At 68.8% G+C, this 21,746-nt stretch carries 19 protein-coding genes and 2 pseudogenes; 9 read left to right on the top strand and 12 right to left on the bottom strand.

The features are described 5' to 3' along the window. Window positions 1–2: 2 nt before the first annotated feature. Genes CFP66_RS37195 through CFP66_RS37170 form a run of 6 tightly spaced genes read right to left on the bottom strand, consistent with a single transcriptional unit; the run spans window position 3 to window position 6,298 of the window. Window positions 3–1,004, bottom strand: coding sequence for a LacI family DNA-binding transcriptional regulator (locus tag CFP66_RS37195; RefSeq protein ID WP_198961929.1), 1,002 nt, complete (start codon window positions 1,002–1,004; stop codon window positions 3–5). 24 nt (window positions 1,005–1,028) lie between these two features. Beyond that, window positions 1,029–2,381, bottom strand: coding sequence for an amidohydrolase family protein (locus CFP66_RS37190; RefSeq protein ID WP_094930042.1), 1,353 nt, complete (start codon window positions 2,379–2,381; stop codon window positions 1,029–1,031). A gap of 58 nt (window positions 2,382–2,439) precedes the next feature. Beyond that, window positions 2,440–3,567: an ABC transporter ATP-binding protein gene (locus CFP66_RS37185; RefSeq protein WP_233160027.1), complete on the bottom strand. Its 1,128-nt coding sequence runs from the start codon at window positions 3,565–3,567 to the stop codon at window positions 2,440–2,442. Window positions 3,568–3,569: 2 nt separating this feature from the next. Continuing rightward, on the bottom strand, window positions 3,570–4,373 hold the full coding sequence (locus tag CFP66_RS37180) for an ABC transporter permease (RefSeq protein WP_094930040.1): 804 nt from the start codon (window positions 4,371–4,373) through the stop codon (window positions 3,570–3,572). A 3-nt stretch (window positions 4,374–4,376) separates the two neighbouring features. Next, window positions 4,377–5,258 carry an ABC transporter permease gene (locus CFP66_RS37175; protein WP_143517487.1) on the bottom strand — a complete coding sequence of 294 codons (882 nt, stop codon included), beginning with the start codon at window positions 5,256–5,258 and terminating at the stop codon, window positions 4,377–4,379. Further along, on the bottom strand, window positions 5,255–6,298 hold the full coding sequence (locus tag CFP66_RS37170) for an extracellular solute-binding protein (protein WP_158228349.1): 1,044 nt from the start codon (window positions 6,296–6,298) through the stop codon (window positions 5,255–5,257). Before CFP66_RS37170 ends, CFP66_RS37175 begins: the two co-directional genes overlap by 4 nt. Window positions 6,299–6,647: 349 nt before the next feature. Between CFP66_RS37170 and CFP66_RS37165 the strand changes: the two genes are divergently transcribed. Continuing rightward, complete coding sequence (locus tag CFP66_RS37165) at window positions 6,648–8,081, top strand: replicative DNA helicase (protein ID WP_094930037.1); 1,434 nt, start codon at window positions 6,648–6,650, stop codon at window positions 8,079–8,081. A 161-nt stretch (window positions 8,082–8,242) separates the two neighbouring features. Here CFP66_RS37165 and CFP66_RS49495 read toward each other — a convergent pair whose 3' ends face one another. The 4 genes and pseudogenes from CFP66_RS49495 to CFP66_RS37145 all read right to left on the bottom strand — a co-directional run bounded on the left by CFP66_RS49495 (window position 8,243) and on the right by CFP66_RS37145 (window position 12,963). Further along, window positions 8,243–9,874 carry an MFS transporter gene (locus CFP66_RS49495; RefSeq protein ID WP_233160030.1) on the bottom strand — a complete coding sequence of 544 codons (1,632 nt, stop codon included), beginning with the start codon at window positions 9,872–9,874 and terminating at the stop codon, window positions 8,243–8,245. A 79-nt stretch (window positions 9,875–9,953) separates the two neighbouring features. After that, a pseudogene (locus tag CFP66_RS49490) lies at window positions 9,954–10,622 on the bottom strand (MFS transporter); the annotation flags it as partial. Between the two features lie 559 nt (window positions 10,623–11,181). Beyond that, window positions 11,182–12,609, bottom strand: a complete 1,428-nt coding sequence (locus tag CFP66_RS37150; RefSeq protein WP_094930035.1) for an IS66 family transposase — start codon at window positions 12,607–12,609, stop codon at window positions 11,182–11,184. Window positions 12,610–12,681: 72 nt separating this feature from the next. Beyond that, window positions 12,682–12,963, bottom strand: coding sequence for a PASTA domain-containing protein (locus CFP66_RS37145; RefSeq protein ID WP_094930034.1), 282 nt, complete (start codon window positions 12,961–12,963; stop codon window positions 12,682–12,684). A 463-nt stretch (window positions 12,964–13,426) separates the two neighbouring features. Here CFP66_RS37145 and CFP66_RS48735 point away from each other — a divergent pair, with 463 nt between their 5' ends. From CFP66_RS48735 to CFP66_RS50055, 6 genes and pseudogenes are all read left to right on the top strand, one after another. Beyond that, a complete protein-coding gene (locus CFP66_RS48735; protein ID WP_369805254.1) occupies window positions 13,427–14,176 on the top strand; it encodes a thioredoxin family protein in 750 nt (249 codons plus the stop codon). Continuing rightward, a complete protein-coding gene (locus tag CFP66_RS37130; protein ID WP_094930033.1) occupies window positions 14,173–14,649 on the top strand; it encodes a MerR family transcriptional regulator in 477 nt (158 codons plus the stop codon). The genes CFP66_RS48735 and CFP66_RS37130 overlap by 4 nt, the downstream gene beginning before the upstream one ends. Then, window positions 14,630–14,992, top strand: coding sequence for an STAS/SEC14 domain-containing protein (locus CFP66_RS37125; protein WP_094930032.1), 363 nt, complete (start codon window positions 14,630–14,632; stop codon window positions 14,990–14,992). The genes CFP66_RS37130 and CFP66_RS37125 overlap by 20 nt, the downstream gene beginning before the upstream one ends. A 58-nt stretch (window positions 14,993–15,050) precedes the next feature. Next, window positions 15,051–15,381, top strand: a pseudogene (locus CFP66_RS37120) (YnfA family protein). A 254-nt stretch (window positions 15,382–15,635) separates the two neighbouring features. Next, window positions 15,636–16,424 carry an OBAP family protein gene (locus CFP66_RS37115; RefSeq protein WP_094930031.1) on the top strand — a complete coding sequence of 263 codons (789 nt, stop codon included), beginning with the start codon at window positions 15,636–15,638 and terminating at the stop codon, window positions 16,422–16,424. Between the two features lie 330 nt (window positions 16,425–16,754). Next, window positions 16,755–16,883, top strand: coding sequence for a hypothetical protein (locus CFP66_RS50055; protein ID WP_255413921.1), 129 nt, complete (start codon window positions 16,755–16,757; stop codon window positions 16,881–16,883). A 272-nt stretch (window positions 16,884–17,155) separates the two neighbouring features. On the opposite strand, the gene CFP66_RS37105 is transcribed toward CFP66_RS50055, so the two are convergent. Next, on the bottom strand, window positions 17,156–17,551 hold the full coding sequence (locus tag CFP66_RS37105; protein ID WP_143517486.1) for a hypothetical protein: 396 nt from the start codon (window positions 17,549–17,551) through the stop codon (window positions 17,156–17,158). 448 nt (window positions 17,552–17,999) lie between these two features. Between CFP66_RS37105 and CFP66_RS37100 the strand changes: the two genes are divergently transcribed. Then, on the top strand, window positions 18,000–18,779 hold the full coding sequence (locus CFP66_RS37100) for a hypothetical protein (protein WP_094930028.1): 780 nt from the start codon (window positions 18,000–18,002) through the stop codon (window positions 18,777–18,779). Beyond that, the gene (locus tag CFP66_RS37095; protein WP_233160025.1) at window positions 18,776–19,972 is read left to right on the top strand and encodes an XRE family transcriptional regulator; all 1,197 of its coding nucleotides are present in this window, start codon (window positions 18,776–18,778) and stop codon (window positions 19,970–19,972) included. Before CFP66_RS37100 ends, CFP66_RS37095 begins: the two co-directional genes overlap by 4 nt. 195 nt (window positions 19,973–20,167) lie before the next feature. Here CFP66_RS37095 and CFP66_RS37090 read toward each other — a convergent pair whose 3' ends face one another. After that, a complete protein-coding gene (locus CFP66_RS37090; protein ID WP_198961925.1) occupies window positions 20,168–21,202 on the bottom strand; it encodes a sodium:calcium antiporter in 1,035 nt (344 codons plus the stop codon). Between the last annotated feature and the right edge of the window lie 544 nt (window positions 21,203–21,746).

Genomic DNA, 21,746 nt, shown 5'->3' with positions numbered 1-21,746 from the left:
GATCAGCGCGAGGCTGCTCCGTCGTCGGTCGCCTCGCCGCAGGATGTCCGCGCGACGAGCGTCGGTTCGAAGACAACCGTCCGCGGCTGCGCTGGGTTCTCGACGACGAACTCGGCGGCGCGCTGCCCCATGAGGTGGGCCGGCTGAGCCACCACGCTGATGCCGAGGGCGGACGCCCAGGCGAAGTCGTCCATCGTGATGAAGCCGATGTCGTCCGGGATCGTGACCCCCTGGGACAGCAGTGCGGCGTGGATCGCGACGGTGCGCCTCCCGGCGACACAGGCGACCGCGTCCGGCCGGCGCTGCAGAAGTGTCGCGACGGCATCCTCGGCGCCGTCGTCGCCGTCGACCGTCACGATGTCGTCAGCGGTGAGGGCGAGACCGGCCTCCGCGAGGCCGCGCCGCAGTCCCTCGGTGCGACCGAGCTGGGAGGGTCTAGGCCCTGAGGTGATCACGCCAACAGATCGCCGTCCGCACGACACGAGGTGTTCCGCCATCAGCCGGCCAGCCGCGATGTTGTCGAGGGCTACCGAGTGGAGCCGGGGCGGCGGGTCCTGCACTGTCCGCGCCACGACGACGCATGGGGTGCCCCCTGCCGCCATCCGATACGTCCGGTCGTCGGCCGACGCGGCGGATGTCACGATCAGGCCGCGAACCCGCTGCTCGTCCATGCTCTGGATCTGCATCGCCTCGCGACCGTCGTGCCGGAAGGTGTTGGCGAACATGACCAGGCTGCCGTTCGCGTCGGCCACCTCATCGATGCCCCGCATCAGATCCAGGTAGAACGGGCTGCGTAGATCGTCGATGACGACCCCGATGGTCTGGGACCGGCCGGCGAAGATGCTCTTGGTCAGCGCGTTGGGCGTGTACTGTAGCCGGTCGACCGCCTCCCGGACTCTCGCCGCCGTGGCCTCATTGACGGGGCCACCGTTCAGCACCCGGGACACCGTCGCCGACGACACTCCGGCTGCGGCAGCGACGGCGCCGATGGTCGTGCGCTTCACGATCCACACCTTCCACTACATCTTTCAGTTGACGACGCTAGCGCCGTCTCGGACGACCGGCGCACCGCCGATGAACACCGTGTCGACGCGCGTCAGGTCGGTCGGGTCGGTGAGTACGAGGTCGGCGATCGCACCGGGCACGACGCGGCCGCGCCGCGGCGCCAGGCCGGGGATGGCGTCCGCGACGTTGGCAGTGGCCATGGCGATCGCCGACTCGAGTCCGACGACACCTGCCTTGGTCGCGTGGTCGACGGCCAACAGGATCGAGTCGTGAAACCCGCCCGCGTAGTCGGTCGAGATCGTGTCGACCAGTCCGGCCTCCAGCATCGCGTAAAGCAGATCGGGGCCCCGCGTGAGCCGCTGCGCGCCGAAGGTGTCGAGCGTCGAGACGTCGACGACGGCGCCGAGTTCCTTGAGCTGCTCGGCGTGCCTGAGGGCTTCGCGGTGGTCGAAGCTGCTGTGGTTGGAGTGCCCGGCGATCAGTCGGACGTCCGTCCTGGCGATGGCCGCGACCTGGGACATCGACGCGGCCGCGTTGTGCACCAGTACCGGGACCCCGGCCTGGTCCGCGTACCGCGCGGCCTCCGTCAGCCCCTCGAGGGCGATGTCGAACGCGGGCAGGACGATGCCCGAGACGAGCTCACGGACCTCCTCGGCGGAGAGCTTGCCGGTGAGGTTGGCGGTTTCGAGCGCCTCCTCGACGGCGCCCTCGTCGTACGACGTCGCCGAGATGTGGCGGCCGAGCACGGCGACCTTCAGTGCGTCCGCCTGCCGCGCACTGATCGTCACGCCTGTGCGCTTGAGCACCTCGGCCGGGATGTACATATAGCTCGCTCCGCCGCCACCCAGGGTGTGCCCGGCACCGATCTCGCCGAGCGCGACAGCTCCCGCGTCGACCGCTTGGCGGGCCGTGAACGTGCGGTTCTGGTCGTCGAGCCCGCCGCCGTCGGCGATCGACGCGGCGGTCAGGCAGGCCGGGGTGTTGCAGGAGGCCAGTGTGATTGATATGGGGTGATCGTTGTTGACCTCGGCGATCGCGTCGGCGGTGACGAAGCCGTCCACGCACAGAACGGTGGTCGTGCCCTCCAGCAGGTGCCTGTCGAGGTTCGCCCGGACCTGCTCGTGCGGAAGCCCCTCGTGCCCGCTGGGGAACAGTGGGCCGTAGGCGGTGCCATGGGTGTGGTTGTTGATCAGGCCGGGGATGGCGAGCACCCCCGTGGCGTCGACGATCCGATCGACGCGTTCGTAGGACCGGGCGGGCCGGCTGGGTACGACCTCTCGGATCGTGTCGCCGTCAATCACGATGTCGACGTCGCGCCGGCGGGTGGCACCCGTTCCGTCGACGAGATCGCAGCCGTGCAGGACCGAGGTGGGCATGACGGGCCTTCCGTGTGGTTCGGTGCGGACAGGTTTTGCCGGGCCAGGGCTCGAGGCTTCACTCGGTCGATGCGAAAGCGCGCGCAGCCCCGGGGGGTACCTGGATCACCGCTCGGCTGCCGATCTTCGGCAGATCGTCGGGGCAAGGGTCGGGAACGGACACACGCACGGCGACGGACTCCCCGACGTCCACCACGACGGTGGCGAGGCTGCCTTCGTTGACGACCTCGGCGACCCGCCCGGTGATGCGGGCGTGACCGGGCGGGACCGCCTCGCCGAGGCGCAGCGCCTCGGGCCGCAGCAGTACGTCGACAGGCTGTCCTGCGGTGACGGGACCTGCTGGCCGCGCATCGACGGTGTGCGCCGTAACCAGGCGGATGGTGCAGTCGGAGGTGCCCGAGCTCGTGCAGACGCCCGGAACCAGGTTGGACTGGCCGATGAAGCCCGCAACGAACGTGGTCGCAGGTTCCCGATAGATCGCCTCGGGAGCGTCGATCTGCTCGACCCGACCGTCTCGCATCACCGCGATGCGGTCGCTCATGACCAGTGCCTCGGTCTGGTCGTGCGTCACGAAGATCGACGTGATTCCGAGTTCATGCTGCAGGTGCTTGATCTCCAGCCGGAGTTGTTCCCGCAGCTTGAGGTCGAGGTTGGAGAGGGGCTCGTCGAACAGCAGCACCTTCGGCTGCACCACGATCGCTCTCGCCAGTGCGACGCGCTGCTGCTGGCCACCGGAGAGCTGGCCGGGGAAGCGGTCCTCGCGACCGACCAGGCCCACCCGTTGCAGGGCGTCCGAGACGCGCGCCCGGATCTCCTCCCTCGGGCGCCTGCGCATCCGCAGCCCGTACCCAACGTTCTGCGACACCGTGAGGTGCGGGAACAGGGCGTACTGCTGGAACACCATCGCCGTGTCCCGTCGCTCCGGGGGGAGGCGTTGCACGTCCTTGCCATCGAGGAGGATGCGCCCGCTGTCCGGACGCAGGAACCCCGCGATCATGTTCAGGGTGGTCGTCTTCCCACACCCCGACGGACCGAGCAGGGTGAGGAACTCCCCCGGGCGCACGTCGAGATCGAGGTCCTCGACCGCAAGGGCCGAGCCGAACCTCTTCGAGATCCCGCGCAACGCGACAGCGGACCCGCTGGCGTCGCGGGGCGCGGCGTTGACGTCGGCGATGGGCGCGTCCACTGTCACTTCGTACCTCCGTGGATGAACTCCGTCAGCCGGGTGAACCGGCTCGCGACGGCGGCAACGATGCAGATCCCGGCCACGCTGGTGACCGCTACGCTGGCGAGCGTCGGCGAGTACTCGAACTCCATGAACTGCAGCAGTGCGATGGGCAGGGTGTTCGAGTCCCGCGCGGTCAGGAAGAGCGACAGCTCGACATTGTTGAACGACACTATGAAGGCGAAGAGGGCGCCGGCGAACATCCCGGATCGCATGATCGGAAGCGTCACCGTGGCGAATGCGCGCCACGGCGAGGCGCCGAGATCGCGGGCGGCGCGCTCCCACAACGGGTTGATGCCGTGCAGGCTCACGCCGACGGTGCGCAACACGAAGGGAATGCCGATCAACGTGTGGGCCGCGACCAGCAGCGCCGGGCCGATGAGCTCGCGCGCGGCCAGCATCGAGATTAGCTGGACGACCGAGAGGCTGATGACGATCTCCGGCAGCAGCAGGGGGCTCGTCAGGAACGCCTCCATCGCGGCCCGGCCCCGTACCCCCCGGGATAGCCCGTACGCCGCAGCCGTGCCCACCACCAGCGCGCACAGGGCCGAGCCCAGCGCGATCTGAGCGGACAGCGCCATCGGTAGCAACCACTCGGCCGTGAACGCGTCACTCCACCAGCGCAGCGAGAACCCCGATGGTGGGAAGGAGACGTAGGTGTCGGGCTGGATCGACGTCCAGAAGACGACGACCATCGGGACCGCGACGAACGCGAGGACGAGGATCAGCAGGGCCGCACGAACGGCGAGCCATGGGCTCTTCCGCATTCGTCAGACCTCCGTCCGCGACCGCTGCCCGGCCCACAGCAGGGCGAGCACCGTGCCGACACTCACGACGAGCAGGACCACCGCGATCGCCGCGGCTTGGCCCCATTCGAGGCTGACGACCATGCGGTCACGCACGAGCGTCGCGAGGGTCTGCACCCGCCCGCCACCCAGAACCGCTGCGGTGGCGTACGCGCCGAGGCTGATGGCGAAGGTCAGCATGAAGCCCGAGATGAGGCCCGGGCGGATCAGCGGCAGGGTCACCCGGAAGAACGTGCGCACCGGCCCGGCCCCGAGGTCGCGCGAGGCCCGCTCGAGGACGGGATCGACGCTCTGCACGCTGGAGACGGCGGTGAAGACGGCGAACGGGAGCAGCACGTGCACCAGCCCGGCGATGACACCGCCCCGGGAGCCGATGAAGGCGATCGGGTCCCGGATCGCCCCCGTCCAGACCAGGACCTGGTTGAACAGCCCGTCATCCTGCAGGAGCACCAGCCAGCCATAGGTCCGCACCACGACGCTGGAGACGAGGGGCGAGACAACCACGAGGAGGACGAGGGATCGCCACCGGGAGCCGGACCGGACGATGAAGTACGCGAGCAGCAGCCCCGCCGAGGTGCAAACGGCACCCACGACGATCGACATCCAGACGGTGTCCCAGAGCACCGACCAGAAGTACGCGTCCCGGAACAGCGCAGCGTAGTTCTCCGCCGTGACCGGACCGCCTACCCGGACACCGTCGTAGGTCAGGAAGCTGCTGGCGAGCAGGATGACGGTCGGCACGGCGAAGACGACCAGTACCCAGACCGTCGCCGGCAGCGGAAGCAAGGCGGAACCGCTGCGGTGCTGCGCCCGTGGCCGCCTGGTCTGCGCGAGGAGGGCGGTCACCGCACGGCCTCCGCCCACTTCCGGCTCCACTCGGTACGGTCCCGTGCCACGATCTCCGGATCGGCGATCTTGAGCTTGTCGATCTGCTCGGCCGTCGTGACGTGCTTGGCGGCGAACTCCGCGGGGAACTGCAGCCCCGTGACCGCCGGACCGACGTTGTAGGCCGTGGCCCACCGCTGCTGGACCTCCGGGCTGAGCCAGTAGTCCATGAACCTGTGGGCTGCGGCCTTGTGCGCTGCGCCCACGGGGATGCCCAGCGCTCCGAGGACCGCGTACGTGCCCTCCTGCGGCACAGTGAAATCGTAATCTGTCGTTTCCGCGTAGATGGCGGCTCGTCCGTCCTGGTACGGGAAGACCGTGGCCGTCCCCTTCTCCATGTACGGCACCGCCTCGGCCGAGGCCTGCGGCGTCGCGAGCGCCGACGTCGCCAGGTCGGCGATGCGCGCGAACCCGGGTGCCGCGTCGGTGATGCTGCCGCCGTCCAACTCGGCCGCGGAGAGGACCTGGTAGAAGCCCATGATGTTCGTCGGGTTGAAGACCAGGGCACCCGAGCGGTACTTCGGGTCCCACATCACGTTCCAGCTCGTGGGTGGAGTCGGGAACAGTGACCGCTTGTACATCAGCGCCACCTGCTGCACGTCGTGGATGACGCCGGCCCCGTATGTCGTGTCCCGGATCTTCTTCGAGACCTTGGCGAGGTTCGGCACCTGCTGCTCCGACACCGGGTCGAGGAGCCCGTCCTTGCTGCCCTGGAAGAGCTCGAGATTGGTCATCACCGCGACGTCGAAGCCCGGATCGCCGTGCGCGGCTCGGATGGCGGCGTAGTGCTCGGACGCCGCCCCGCTCGCGGAGTACTGCACCTGGATCCCGGTCTGCTCGGTGAACGGCGTCCCGATGTGCTCGTCGAACAACTGCTGGTACTCCGCGCCGTAGCCCTCTACGACGAGGACGTCCTCGCCGCTGCCTGCCCCCGTCGATGTGCACCCGCTCACAGCCAGCGCGACCGCGAGCGCAAGCCCTAGACCAGCGATCTTCTTCACGTCGACTCCAGTGTCGCCTGATGTAACTAGTTTCATGTCACTAGTTACACACCAGACCACAGCCGCACCTGGACGTCAACCCGCAGACCAGGGGTCGAATCTCGTCGGCAGCACCTGAACTTGCTCGTTCGAGCCAGGTCTCAGTACGGCGAGACAAGTTCACCGGCCACAACTGGTGATCCGGTCGGCGCACCGATGGCCTCAGCGGCGGCGGGCGAGATGTAGCGCCATCACCAATAACCCCCGCCGCTCCGCGAACCCTGCTCAACTGATCAACTCAGTTGGAAGATCGCAGCGTGCTGTCGTCGTCGGGGTGGGAGAGGTGAGTCATCTTGTGCCAGGCTGCGGTGTGCGCGTTGTCGATTACCGCCTCGACGGTCGGGATGACCATCTGCTCGCGTGGCTCCGTCGCGAGCTGCCATCAGCGGTGTCCGTGCGACTGCGGACTGGCTTCTTCACGACGGCCGGCCTGTCCAGCGTCGAGCCAGACCTTGAAGAACTGGTGGAACGCGGCGCCCGTCTCGAGGTGCTGATCGGCGGGAGCCCGCTGCAGTACGAGGTTCCCGCACTGCGCGCCCTGCTCGCCCTGTCGGAGGACTACCCGGGTCGGATCGAGGTGTTCGTCGTCATGGCGCCCGACTTCCAGAACGCGAAGACATACCTCCTTGGGCACGCCGACGGCCACTCCTCAGCCTGGGTGGGGTCGGCCAATCTGACCATGGGAGGACTGGGGTCGAATTTCGAGAACGCGGTAACGTTCGACTCCCGCGAGGATGGTGACGATCTCATTGGGCGATTGCACGAGGCGCATCTGACGGTTGTCGGCTCCCCGACAGTGCGGCGGCTCGATGAGCGACTGCTGCGGCAGATGCAGTTCGGCGCTCAGGCCGCTCGTTTCGGACTTGGGCGCACTGAAGTCCAGGTGCCGGAGGTTCTTGAGGAGCTCCTGCAGAGCACAGTTGACAAGCTCGACAAGGTCGCCTCGCATGGTCCGATCGGTGCCGGCGTGACGACCGGGTTCGAGGACCTTGATGCGACCCTGGGCTGCTTGATCCCCGGCTCTCTGACGGTGATCGCCTCGCGGCCCGGCGCCGGACGGACCACCCTCGCACTCGACATGCTGGGGGCCGCTGCTCTCAAGCAGAAGGTTCCTGCGGCAATCTTCACGTTCAAAATGTTGAAGGACGAGGTGGTCCACCGGATTCTGTCGGCCGAGGCGCGGATCCGACTCGCCGATATGCGGGCGGGCCGAATGACAGACAATGACTGGATTCGCATGGCGAAGAAGATGACAGAGATAGCGGAAGACCCGCTGTTCATCGAAGCCGGCCCGGCACCTGACCTAGACGCATTATCATCAGCGCTGATCAAGTGCGTGGGCGAGCATCGACTCGGCCTCGTTGTCGTCGACCCCCTGAACGCGATCGTGGCAAGGTCCTTCGCAGACAATCGGGAGCGGGAGGTCGCTGAGATCGCCCGCCGCCTCAAAGCCTTGGCGATGGAGCTCGAGATCCCGATCGTCGCGTGCGCGGACCTCGGCAGGCAGGCGGAGCAGCGCGTCGACCGGCGCCCTCTGATCGGCGACCTACGCGACGCCGACACCATCGCACAGGCTACCGACGTGCTGCTGTTGTTGCACCGGCCGGACTACTACGAGCGCGACGACCCGAGAGCCGGCGAGGCGGACCTGATCGTTGCGAAGAACCGCTATGGTCCAACGAGCACGGTGACCGTCGCGCACCAGCTGCACTACTCGCGATTCGCAACCCTCGCGAATCCATAAGCGGGGCGTCACTGAAACTCGCAACGTTGCAAGTTGCTAATGACCACCGGGAACAGTGTCGCCGATGAAAAGCGCATCATCGCCGGAGCCCGATCTTGGTATTCGTGAATCGTCCTGGGCGGTGGAGAGGCTCTGATCTAGCAAGGAGACTGGAGCTGTGTCTAGCCGCTGTCCGATGGCGCAATCGCCTGCCGTCCCACGCGCTGCGCCCTGCCCTCCTCGACGGCTGCCTGAAGCGCGGCCGAGAACCGACCCGGGCCCCAATATCGCGCTCCGACCATCCGCGCCAACTCGGTGCGCGGGATAGTGCCGTGTTCCTCGAGGGCCCGCGCGATGACGTCGATCTCGCGGTCGAGGGCGCGCTCGGCGGCGCCGTCGTAGCCGGATGATCCCCACAACCGCGCGCTCGCCAGTGCCGCGCTCGAGCCCGGACGCAGGCGTCCCAGGCCCGAGCGCCCACATGTCTGCCTGCGCTCGATCCGCTCCCGGATGCGCTGTTGCATCTCATGCTCGCGGCGAAGTCGCTGCCCGACCTCCGCGTCGCCGGTCCGGGCACCGATGTCGTCGGCGGCCTTGCGATGTTCGGCGGCGGTCACCCGGTGCTCGGCGGCGTCGGCCTGTTGTTCCGCGCGGGTGACCTGGCGCTCCGCGTCGCTTGCACCCTGCTCGTGGCGCGCGGCCCTCGCGGCCGCGGCCGCCGCCCGTGCCTCGTGCACGGCGGCGCGGGCCTCGTACAGACGGGCGCGGGCCCGGTGGACCTCGGGGCCGGCAGGCCTTTCGTCGGTGTCGTCCGGCTCACCGTGCTCGGCGGCGCGCTGCTCCTCCGCGGAGCGCCGTTGCTCGTCGATGGCCAGGGCGTGCTCCTGCGCGGCCTGTGCCCGATCAGCATGCTGAGCCGCGGTCGGCTCGTCGGCAGCTCCCAAGGCCTCCTGCCGCTCGGCGAGCGACCGGGCCCGCTGCTCTCCGGCCCGGGCCGCGAGCGCCGCGTCGTCCGCTCGGGCGGCCGCGAGCACGTCCCTGGCCTCCGCGATCTGCTCCAGCTCGGCGGCGCGCAGGTTCGCGATTTCGGCGAGTGTCTCCTCCGCGCGCATGCGATCGTCGCGGGAGCGGCCACCGCCGTCGCGGGCGCGCAGGTCCGCGGCCGTGGCACGGTGCTGTGCCGCGTCGGCCCTGACCTGTTCGGCCTGCCGGCGCAGCCGCTGCGCCTGGGTTTCCTCGTCCCCGTCCCCCTGGCCGCCGTCCTCGGCGTCGGCCGCGGTAAGGGGCTGTGCGATGTCTTCGAGCGAGGCGCGCTCGGCCCGCACCCCGAACAGGATCTCCGCGACGCCGCCGACCGCAACGACCGCACCGCTGACGAGGAACCCGATCGCGACCAGCTCCCGGTTCCCGGATTCGATGAACCCGCCGAACAGGAGAGGCCCGGTGATCCCGCCGATCGCGGTGCCCACCGCGTAGAAGAAGGCGATCGCCAGAGCCCTCGTCTCCATCGGGAAGATCTCGCTGACGGTGAGGTACGCCGCGCTGGCCCCGGCCGACGCGACGAAGAACGTGAGCACGAGCATCGCCAGGAAGAACCACGGACCGCCGAGCTGAGAGACGAACACCCAGGCCAGCGGCACGGTGAGCACCGCGGCACCCAGGTAAGAACCGGCGATCATCGGCTTGCGCCCCAGGGTGTCGAACAGCCGGCCCAGCGTCACCGGGCCGAGGAAGTTCCCCAGCCCATAGGCGACGAGGAACAGCGGCGCGAGCCCGGACGCGACCCCGTAGTAGGTGGAAACGAGCGTGCCCAGGTTGAAGGTAATGCCGTGCCTGCCCGACGAACAGCGCGAGGCACAGCACGGCGCGCCGCGGGTAGAGCGAGAACGCGGTCCGCGCGATCTCGCGGAACGGGATCGTCGTGCGCTGCCGGACGGTGATGCTCGCCTCGGGCTCGTCGAGGCCGTCGTCGGTCTCCCCAGCGACCTCCCGCTCGATTCCGTCGACGATCCGCTCGGCCTCCTCCTCGCGACCGTGGATGAACAACCACCGCGGGCTCTCCGGCACGTGCCGGCGCACGAAGAGGATCACCAACCCGAGCACGGCGCCGAGCCCGAAGGCCAGGCGCCAGCCGAGGTCGACGGCGAACACCGCGGTGGACAGGAAGACCACAGCAAGAGCCGAACCCGCCGCGGCCCCCAGCCAGTAGGAGCCGTTCACGACGAGGTCGACCCGTCCACGGACGCGCGCCGGGATCAGCTCGTCGATCGCGGAGTTGATCGCGGCGTACTCGCCGCCGATCCCCGCGCCGGTGAAGAACCGCGCCAGGTAGAAGTACCAGGGTGCGAACGAGAACGCTGTCGCCACCGTTGCCACGATGTAGACCACCAGCGTGAGCAGGAACAGCTTCTTGCGACCGAAGCGGTCGGTGAGCTGACCGAAGAACAGCGCCCCGGTGCAAGCGCCAACGATGTAGACCGCCGCGGCGAGCCCGATCTGGCCGACGCTGATCTCGATGCCGCTACCGGGTTCGGCGAGCCGCGCGGCCACCGACCCGACCATCGTGACCTCGAGCCCGTCGAGGATCCACACCGTGCCGAGCCCGATCAAGACTCGCCAGTGGAACCTCGACCACGGCAGCCGATCCAGCCGCGCCGGAACTTTGGTCTCGATTGTCGCCGTCTGCGTCCCGTTGCCCACGACCCTCGGCTACCCGCGGCATGGTTGGGGATGCGAACGGGTAGCTCCTGACATGCGCTGCACAATGTTCGGGCACCGCTTCCGGTTTCGCGCCGACGGACCGACCATGTCCTGGACGTGTGCGCGCGGATGCGGAGCATTGGGCAGCAAGACCTACGCGGATGCCGCGACTGCCTGCCGCTATGCCTCCGCATTCGACCGCGAGGACCGGACCGACCTCGGCAGGCGCGCACCCCTGATCGGGCTGCTGCCATTGCGGATCGCAGCGGCTGTGCGCAGGCGCAGGGCCGGACCGCTCCGCTGATCATTGGTGGGCGGTCGGCGAGGAAGAGCTGGCCAACTACGCCCAGGTAGGGCGGCCACCGGATGTAGCCCCGAACCGGCGTCCCTGGCGGACGTACGCGGGACGTAACTAGTCAGGTCATGAGAGTGCGGGCAGCCAGGGCCGTCCCTCGGCGAGCATGACGAGGGTGTCGAAGAAGTGCCTGCCGTGTTTGGCGGCGGTGGAGAGGTAGCTGCGTATCGCGCAGAATTGTTGGGCGCCGGTGAGGGTGCGCAGGCAACCGGACACCTTCTGCCGCAGCTTGATCATCCGTATGTCGCGTTCGGCGCCGTTGTTGTCGGCAGGGACGCGGGGGTCGTGGACGAACCGCAGGTAGTCGTCGTGGCGGGTGACCAGCCGTCGGGCCAGGGCGTGGTGTTTGGCCATGATCGGGGTGGAGCGGCCGCGGGTTTGCGCGGCCCCGATCAGGGCGGCGCAGCGGAAGGTGTGGATGTGGACGCCCAACGCTTCGGAGTCGAGCGGGTGGCCCGCGGTGGCGGCGTCGGTGACGAGTTTCTGGATGGCGGTGAGCGCGTCCTGGCCCTGGGTGGCCCAGTGCCAGCCGTTGCGGGTGGGTGCGGCTTCGGCGGCGGCGCGTAGTTCCCGCACCGCGTGCGCGCAGCACAACTGGTGGACAGCATCGAGGTAGGTGTCATACGGGGCCCAGGCGTCGTGCACCGCGATGCCGGCGAACCGGGGCAGGACTGCGGCGGCGGCGATACCGTCGCGGCCGCGTTTGGGGTGGCAGGTGATCAGCGTGTAGCGGTCGGTGCGGGCGCAGTGCACCCAGGCCAACCCGCCCGCAACGCGCAGCCCGGTCTCGTCGAACCCGACCACTTCCGCGTCGGCGAGGCGGTCGGCGACCGTGTCGAGGAAACCGGTCAGACCGTTCGCGGCGCGTCGGGTCATCGTCGCCACGGTGGCTTCCGAGACCACGGTGGCTTCCGAGACCGGGGTGCCGAACAACTCGGCCAACGCCTGGGCGGTGCGTTTGCGGGACAGGAACTGCCCGACGTAGAGGTAGACGGTGATCGCGGCGATCCGGGGCCCGTACTGCACCGGCGCCGTCGCCGTCTGCGGCGGCTTCGCGCAGGTGCTGGTTCCGCAGCCGCACCGCCGCGTGATCAGCTGGTGCTCGGTCACTCGCACCCGGATCGGGGGCAGGTCGAACACCTGCCGCCGTTCCACACCCACCTGCACGGCCCCGCTCAGATCAGCACCGCAGCCGCCGCACGGGCCCGGCTCATGACACACGACCTCGTCCGGGTCGCAGACCTGGGCCAACGTCGAACCGGGATGCCCGGACTGCCCACCAGGCTTGCGCCCGCTGCGGCGGCGCAACGATTTCGGGGCCGGTTTGATGAACGGCGAGTCCGACGACGGCGGCTTCGAGGAGTTCTGCGAGTCCTGCCCGAGCCGGCGCTTCAACTCCGCCACCTCGGCCCGCAACGCCGCGATCTCCGCGGCCTGGCTCGCGACCAGCGCGGCGAGCTCGTCGTAGGACGGACGCTCACCCCCGACCGGCACACCAGGATCGTCTCACATGTCGATCAAGCGGCCCCGCCGACCTGACCAGTTACCGCGGGACCAGGTCCTTGGTCATGGCCCAAATCTGGTTCCGGCGGGCTGTAGGGGCCCGGGGTCCAGCGGCGCCGAGCCGCCGCCTCCCCCCTTCTCCTCGACCCAGATCGTGACGGGCTCTCCTGGGAAGACCTGCGTTCCGGCGGCCGGTTGCTGGTCGACGACGACGCCGGACAGAGGAGGTGGCAAGTCCGGGTCCTCTGTAACAGTCACGACGCGGGCCGCAAGCGCCAGCGCTTGGGCGTCGACGATGTCAAGCCCGATCATCGCCGGGACCAGGACGTGCTCCTCGTCGGCCATGCGTCGAGCCTAACCACGGTCCGCCGCCACGATGAGCGCCGTCATGCTGTAGAGACGAGGCCCAACGCCGTCGAGTACCCACCCCGTCACCTTCTCTCGCTCCGAGACTCGGCGCCTCCGCGCCTCCTTCGCCCGGTACAGGCGACCTTGATCCGCTGATGGAACACACCGCCCGACTCGCAATGCTGGCGCTCGTACTGACCCGGTGGATCACAGCCGACGTGCGTGATGCATACCCACCCAGACCGTGACGCGGGTGCCGGAACGCCTCGGGCACGGCCCCGACGGCCGGCGGGGCGACGCGGCGCACGCCGCGGTGGGCGATGCAGCGGCTAGTTAACTGAACTCTCCTCGCAGTTTGACGTGAACTACGAGACGTCCTCGAGCACTTGCATCCGGTACCTAGGTACAGGCTTAGCGTGGGTGTCTGGCTCGATGGCGGGCCCCACGGGAGGCGAGTGCAGTGAGCGAGACCGCTGTGAGCGCGGTGGGTGAGACCAGCGACGCGAGGTTCGACCAGGAGGTGCTCGGCGCCGACGGGCCGATGCTGGTCGAGTTCTTCGCGATTTGGTGCGGGAGCTGCCGCCGCTTTGCTCCAATCCTCGAGGCGCTGGCGGCCGACTACGCAGGCCGGGTACCGGTCGTGAAAGTCAACGCCGACGAGAACCCGGAGCTGGTGCGTCGGTACGCGGTGTCGTCGACCCCGACGCTGATCCTGTTCACCGACCGCAAAGCGGTCGGTATGCTGACTGGAGCGCAGCCTGAGGACGCTGTACGTGAGCTGCTGGGCACGGCGGTCGAAGACCGCCCGGCAGACGAGTCCGTGCCGGTGCCGCTGGCGTGGGCTCCTGTCGACGCGTGCACGTTGCCGACGACGGAGCAGCCGCTGCGGGAGGCCGAGTTCGATGCGCTGTTCGCGGCAGCGCTGCGCAGCATGGAGCGGCCGGAACCGGAATTGCTGAGGCTGATTCTCGACGGCGACTCGGAGGTAGAGACGGTCGTTCGGGATCTGACCGTGCGAGAGTCCTCGTGCTGCTCGTTCTTCGACTTCCAGCTCATCGCGGGCGACGGCGGGCTGATGCTGGATGTGCGGGTGCCGGAGGCGCGGATCGAGGTGCTGGACGGGCTCGCCCGCCGGGCCGAAGCCGCCCGCTCCGGCGCGGGGACCGGTTCGAGGGCCGGTTCGAGGGCCGGTTCGGGGGCGATCGTGTGATCAGGGGGCTGCGGTCGGGGCAGCTGGCCAAGGCGGCGGGGGTGAACGTGCAAACGCTGCGCTACTACGAGCGCCGCGGCCTGCTCCCCGAACCGCAGCGCTCCCTGGGCGGGCACCGCGAGTACGGCCCCGAGGCGGTCACGGTGCTGCGGGCCATCCGTGGCCTGGCGCGTCTCGGGTTCACGCTCGACGAGATCTCCGAGCTGATCGAGGTCGGCTCGCACCGAGGGCCCCGCCCGGGGCTGCGCGGCGCCGCCACGAGGAAGCTGGCCGAGGTCGAAGCGAAGATCGCCGATCTGGACCAGGCCCGGGCCACGCTGACCGACGTGCTCAGCGCCGGGTGCAGAGATCTGACCGAGTGCTCCTGCACGCCAAGCTGCCCGATCCCGTTCGTCGACCTTGGCTGGAGCGCCGGACGCGAGCCGACCACACGGACGATGAGAAGGCTTGACGGTGCTCGAACTGATGACTGAGACCGAAGGCGATGTCATCGCCGTCCGTGCCCGGGGCGTACTGACCGAAGACGACTACAGGGACGTCCTCGTCCCGCAGCTGGCGAAGGCACTCAAGGGCGCCGAGCAGATCCGGGTGCTCTTCCTCTTGGAGCAGACGTTCCGCGGTTGGAACGCTCGTGCCGCCTGGCGCAATACCTGCCTGGACGTGCGCCACCGCCGCGACTTCGACAAGGTCGCGATCGTCGGCGCGCCCACCTGGGAGCAGTGGTGCGCCAAGCTGGCCAACCTCCTGATCACGGGCGAGATCAAAACCTTCGCCCACGACGAGTTGAGCACGGCATGGACCTGGCTGCGCGCTTGAGCCAAGTCCGTCCGGCAGTGCTCAGGGCACCCGCAGCCAGGCCGGATAGCGTCCGTGTATGACCGTGGCCCGCTCACTTGCGCTGTTCGTGCTGGCAGCCCTCGCCGAAATCGGCGGCGCCTGACTCGTGTGGCAAGGCGTGCGCGAGCAGCGCGGCCGGCTCTGGGTTGGCGCCGGGGTCCTCGCGCTCGGGACCTACGGGTTCGTCGCGACTCTGCAGCCTGATCCGCACTTCGGCCGCATCCTGGCCGCCTACGGCGGTGTGTTCGTCGCCGGTTCCCTGCTCCGGGGTGTCGTGCTCGACGGTTTCCGACCGCTACGGAATCATCGGTGCCCTCATCTGTCTGGCTGGCGTCGCCTTGATCATGTATGCCCCGAGAGCCACGTGAACAGCGCGAGCTCGTCGGGTTGATCGCCCGACTCGGCCGGGTGAGGACCGCACGCGCCTGACCTGGCACAGCGCCCGCATACGCCAAGTTGGCGCGATGAATGCCGGACAGCCCGCTGCGGATCTGACTGGCGGACCTGTCCCGGTGCCGCTCCACCGCGTCCCGTAGCCGCGGATCAGCTGGCTTCAGACGCGCCGCATGCCACCTGGGGATTCCCGCGGTTCGCGGATCCAGCCCCGGGTAGGCCGGTGTGCATGGCTTCCGCACCTGACAAATCCTGCTCGCATCGCTCCGGCCGGAGGACGGCCGGATCTATCGGCATCGGTGTCGCCGCCGGGGCAGCGGCTGCGGTCGGCGTGGTGTTCGGTCGCAAGGCCGCGACGGCCGCCAAGATCGGCAAGGGACACCCGCTCAAGCATCGCGCGCTCGACATGGCGGCCGGCGTCATGCAGTCGAAGTACCCGCTGGATGCGATGAGCACCTACCTCAACGGCTTCCACATGTACGCCGACGAACTGGGACGGCAGGTCGAGGCGACACACTTCTGCATCCACCTGCGCCACGACCTGCACCAGTGCGTGATCTTCGACCGAAATGCACCCGACGCCCGCCTGATCGGGATCGAATACATCACCAGCGAGGAGCGCTTCCGTAGCCTCCCTGACGACGAGAGGCGGCTCTGGCACAGCCACCACTACGAGGTCAGGTCCGGCAGCCTGGTCGCCCCGGGGATCCCCGATCTCGCGGAGCACGCCTATTTCGAAGACCTGGTGAGGACCTATGGGAAGACGTTCCACACCTGGCAGTACGACCGCGACGATTTCCCGTACGGGATCCCGCAGCTGATGATGGGCTTGACAGCGGACGGGCAGGTCCGCGAGGCACTGGTCCACGACCGGGACCGCAGGCTCGGCCTCTCCACGGCGGACAAGCGGCAGAGTCGGGCCGACATCCCGGAGCCGACGGTGGTGTCCGGCGCCAACTCGTGGGAGAGCGGTCGGACCGTGCAGACACGCCTGGAGCAGATGGAGTTCAAGCGATAGCCGCGCGGGCAGAGCAGGTCTGGCCCCGCCCGGCAGATGTCGAGGGAGCAGCCGTTGGGCGACGTGGGTGGGCCCACCTGACCACGGGCTGGTGGGCCTGGTCGCGTACGTCGCGACGATCTTCGCCGCCAACTGGTTCGTGGCCCACCCGCACCATTGTGGGAACCAGCACCCTGGTCGCGCTCGCGCTCGTGTGCGCCCGGCTCTTCGCGCCTGCCAGCAGCCGCCTACGGCTGCGGCCTCCGCCCAGCGCGCCGAACCACATGCAGCCGGCGATGTTGAAGAGCCCGACCAGACGACGTAGCCGCACATGAGCAGCACGAACCCGCGGTGCCGCAGCGCCCCGCCGATCGTGCCGCCGAGCGACCGGCACACGACGTCCTCGGGTACGGGCTCGAGGCGCCCGGACAGCCCGGCGGCGGGATCATCAGCGCCGCGGCGACGGCCAGGAACGGGTAGGCGTTCGCCCAGCCGTGCGAGTGCAGGAACACGTGGGTGACCGGCACGAGCAGGAACTGGCCCGCCGACCCCGCCGCTGTCCCTGGCCCCATCGCCAGCGACCGCGTCTCCGGCGGCACGGCCCGTGCCATCGCGGCAAGGACCACGGCGAAGCCCACATCATTCGGGACAGGTGGGCCTGCCCCGACACCCCGCACAACGAACGCCGCACGGGCGACTGTCGACCAGCACGATCATGCGCGTCGGCTCGGTCGCGAGCGTTTCATCGCGTCCTACCGTCGGATGTCGCGGCACTCCCGGATCAAGTTCCGCAGTTGCTCACGCTCGGCTTCGACACCCACGGTATCCACCGGGCGCAGTTCGAACTGGACACCTCGCACCCGGAACTTGACCGCGCCGGGGCAGTACTCGTCGACGTCCGTGATGTCGCCCGGGGACAATCTCGTTGTCGTGGCGTCGTCATCCGCGAGCATCTCCAACTCCCGGAGAACCTGCATGGCGTGCGGGCCAGCGGTCCACTCCACCACGCACCCACCGCCATACTTCTCCCAGATGTGCAGTCCGGTCACCGTCGTGGCGCTCGCCGCCGAGGTCTGCTCGAGCAGCAAGCTCAGGAACCGACCGAGGGTTTCATAGGGCCGCGCGGGGGCGACCAGGTTCTCCGTCACGGCGAGCACCCTGGCCGGAAACTCCGCGCTTCCCAGGTATCGACACTGGTGCTTGGCTCGGATCCACCGAGACGAGCGACCCGGGCGTCACCCCCAGCCCACAGCTGCTGTGAGCTCGATGGGCAGGAGGGCTTGGTAATACTGCCCGAACTACCCCACCTCCTCGACCTGGCGACTGCCACGGGTAGCTCATCGAGGCAGCGGCAGCGGAGCTTCGCGATCTGCTCGACAGCACCAGGACTGGACGCGGCCTTCACCAGCCGGCAACGCCTCCGCCACGCCAAGCACACAGCTCGCCTGTCGACCCATGAGCAAAGCGTGCGCAGGAAGCAGTCGTCGGGGAGTCACTGATACGAGGAGGCCGAGGCCTCAGGCGTGTCGTCTCGGGGAGAATCTGAAGTCTCTGATAGCTTCGCCGTAGGGAAGTTGAATCTAGGAGGCGCGCTGCATGGCCGACGTTGAAGGCGTCGCCTGGTCTCGGCAGATGTTTGGCGAGGCAGGCCCACATGTGCGCGCGGTCGCACCTCAGGTGCTCACCGCAGCTCACAATGCCCTCGCCGCTAAGCACATCGAGCTCGACCTGGGCACCGCTGCTGTCTACGGGCTGATGTGGCTGGCCGTGCCTCGCGCGCTGGTCCGCGAACTCGACAGGGTTGCGGGAGTGCGACCGCATCGTCCAAAGGGTGCGCCGTACGAGGTTCCGGTGATCAACGGGGTACCGCTGGTCGCATGGCGCTACGCCAAGGACCGCGCTACCGACATCGCCGACGTGCCGTTCGGGCACCCGGTCTCTGACACCCGGCGCTCGCTGTTCACCCCCGTGGACCTTCCCCTGGAGCTGGATCTCGAGCTCGGGGAGACCGGACTGGGCGAAGAGGTCGTTGCTGCGCTGGCCGACGAAGAGCAGCAGGAGCTCGGTGGCTATCTCGACGTGATCCGTACGTTGACGTCAGACGGACACCGGATTGCGGTGCTGGGCTATGCGAGCACCCCCGACGCCCTGCTGCGTGGTCATCTCGGCTATGCCGACCTCGGGGAAGACGACCGGCTGGTCTGGGCGTTCCGCGAGGAGCTGCAGCTCCCGGCCATCTCCGCTTCGGCGGTCGCGCCCCCCGCGGTTGCCGGGGTGCGGACCGCTTCCGCAGCGGTCGAGGATGCGTTCGACAGCGGGCTGGTTGCGCAGCCGATCCTGCGTCCTCGCCAGACCGGTAAGTCCGAGGCGCCGTGACCGACCAAAACCGAACGCACAACCGGAAGCCAGTAACCATCCAGCTCCGTCAGCCCTCGCTGTTCGAGTCCGTCGCCGCGGGTGCCGTCGCCGACGCCTTCGACCCGGCGCGCCTGACCCAGGCCCGGGTGCTCACAGGCAAGACCAAACAAGCCCTCGCCGAGGACCTACAGGTTTCCGCCGCCGCAGTGGGTCAGTACGAGGCCGGGATCATCACGCCCCGCGCAGATCACCTCGATGCATTGGCCCGAGTGCTCGGCGTCCCGGTGGCGTTCTTCGCCACCGGGCGGCCCCACGCCCGTCTCGATGCGTCGATGGCGCACTTTCGGAGCCTGCGCAGCACCCGAGTCGGGCAACGGGCAAAGGCCGCCGCTTTCGTCGAGCAGCTGTGGGAACTGGCCCACGCGCTCGAGATGCGCGTCGAACTGCCCCCGGTCGATCTCCCCGACCTCGACAGCCAGACCGGCGCGGTTTCCGTCGCACCCGAAGTTGCCGCCCAGCAGCTGCGGCGGCACTGGCACATCGGGCCGGGACCCCTTCGCCACCTCGTACGCACCATGGAGATGCACGGCATCATCGTCGCCCTGCTGCCCTTCGCCAGCAGCGACGAAGTTGCGCGCGTCGACGCCTTCTCCACCTCCCGGCTTCCGCGCCCGCTGGTGATCCTCACCCCCGATCGGGCAAACGACGTTTACCGCCACCGGTTCACCGCCGCCCACGAACTCGGGCACCTGCTCCTGCACACCGACGCCAACCCCGGCGACATCGAACAGGAACGCGAGGCCGACCGCTTCGCCGCCGAACTCCTCACTCCCGCGACCGAGATCGGCCCCGAGCTTCCCACACGCCTACGCGTCCCCGCGCTCGAACTCGTCTCCCGCCGGTGGGGCGTTGCGCTGGACTCCCTCGTCCGGCGTACTCGGGAGCTAGGGACCACCACCGACATCTCTGCACGCCGCGCCTATCAGCGAATTCAGCAACTCAAGACCGCCGGACTGCTGCGCCCGGAGTCCATCACCGCCTACCCGGGCGAAACGCCCACTCTGCTGCGCAGTGCGTTCGACCTCGCTGAACAACACGGCCTCACACTTGCGCAACTCGCCGACGAGCTGGCGTGGCCGATCAAGACACTGCGTTCGCGGCTCGGCCACATCGACGACCGCCCCATCCTCACACTGGTCCGCGACAGCTAGTCCCGTACCTACGGCCCGGTCGTCCCGCTGCCCCTGCGGCTGATCCGATCGGCGCGGTAGCCCGATAGCACGGCGCCGACGATGGCGCCCACGAGCAGGGCCGACACGATAATCTGCTGCTTGAACGCGCTCGCGTCCAGGTCCTCTCGTGATCAGCAACGCCCGCAGACCACCTTGGTTGAGCCGAATGCTGCCTCAGACGCTGAGTACGCCGACGATGGCGACATAGGTGATGATCAATGCGATGCCTTCGAATCCGACGCGGCCGGGCCCGCGGGTTTGGCGAACGAGGAGGCCTGCGACAACGATGACGGTCATGAGGGCGCTGGCCAAGGTGAGGAACAGCTCGTCGGGGCCGGCTTGGTGATAGAGCGACCCGCTGCGGTAGAAGGTGTCGCCGATCGCGACGTTGAGCGCATCGAACGAGTTCCCACCGAGGATCGCGCCAATGGCGAGGGTGAGGGCGCCGCGTCGGACGGCGGTGATCGCTGTGACGGTCTCGGGCAAGGCGTTGACGACCCCGAGCAGGATGGCGCCGACGAAGCCAGCGGTGAGGCCGGTCGCGTTGATGATTCCTTCGGAAGCGAGTGCGAGGGCCGCGCCGCCGGTGCTCACGCCCACACCGATGACGACGAACTGGGCCCAGACTACTCGAGTTGACGATCGGACCCCATCGTCACCAGCGGGTTCGTCGACCAGCGTGGCACGGGTGCGTACGGCTTCCCACATCGGTCGGGCGCCATTGCGCTGGATGAGCCACAGGCCGCCGACGTACACGGCGACGAGTACGACGGACATGGGATGGATGGCCCAGACGGTGACCGGGGGCAGGTACGCGGCGAGCACGATGAGCGTCAGTAGCGCGAGGAGCAGGCAGCCGAACAGGATGTTCGACAGGGACGCTGCGGCGTGCTCGAGGTTGCCCCGCCGGTAGAACAGGTCGGCGACGGCGACGGCGAGGGTTTGCGCCGCGATGCCACCGACGGCATTGCTGTATGCCAACGCCGCGTTGTCGCCGGCCGCAGCGACCGCGGTGATGACGATGCCGGACAGGGAGCTGGCGGCGCCGAAGAACACCGCCCCGAACAGGGCCTCGCCCCAGCCGGTGCGGTCGGCGAGCGTGTCCCCGAGAGACGCCATGCGGATCACACCTGTGACGGTCGCCATTGCCCCGACAACGAACACCACGACGCTGACCGTGATCGGCCACGGACCGAGCAGAACCTCCATCACGTCAAGCCCGCGGTCCAGTCGGGTATCACTGCGCGCGCGTCGGTCGGCGCCCGATCTCGAGGAGCTGTGCGTCGGTCGTGTCGATGCCTCACAGTGACCCCTATCCTCGCCAACACGCCATTGATCTCAGCTACGTCCGCGCTGCCCCTCTACCCGGCCCATGCGCCCTGACACGCGCCGCTCCTCCTGAGCGGTTCGGTGCCGGCCAGGTACTGGACTGTGGGACGACCGCGATGCTGCTCGTCGTCACCCTCCCGTCACTCGTCACCCGCCATGGGGCCGCGCGGGACCAGGTCACCGTCGCCTGATCAATCGCGGTCTTCAGCGGTGCGGTGGATCGGGACGACGATCGGCGGCCGGCCCGGAGCGGTGGCGACTGCTGTTCGCCGCGGGCCGCGCCCCCGGAAATTTGCACGACGGCGTCAGATCCAGCGGCGGAGCGGACGACGGGCGACACCTGACGATCAGGCACGCTCACGACGCATGCAGCGCCCGCCCGGAGAGCCGGGTTCCAGGCGAAGGATGCGGGGTACGCCGGAGT

Origin of the sequence: Pseudonocardia sp. MH-G8 (genome assembly GCF_002262885.1) — a bacterium.
Lineage (GTDB): Bacteria > Actinomycetota > Actinomycetes > Mycobacteriales > Pseudonocardiaceae > Pseudonocardia.
Note: the sequence above shows the minus strand (reverse complement) of the source record. Positions and strands in the feature narration are given on the sequence as shown.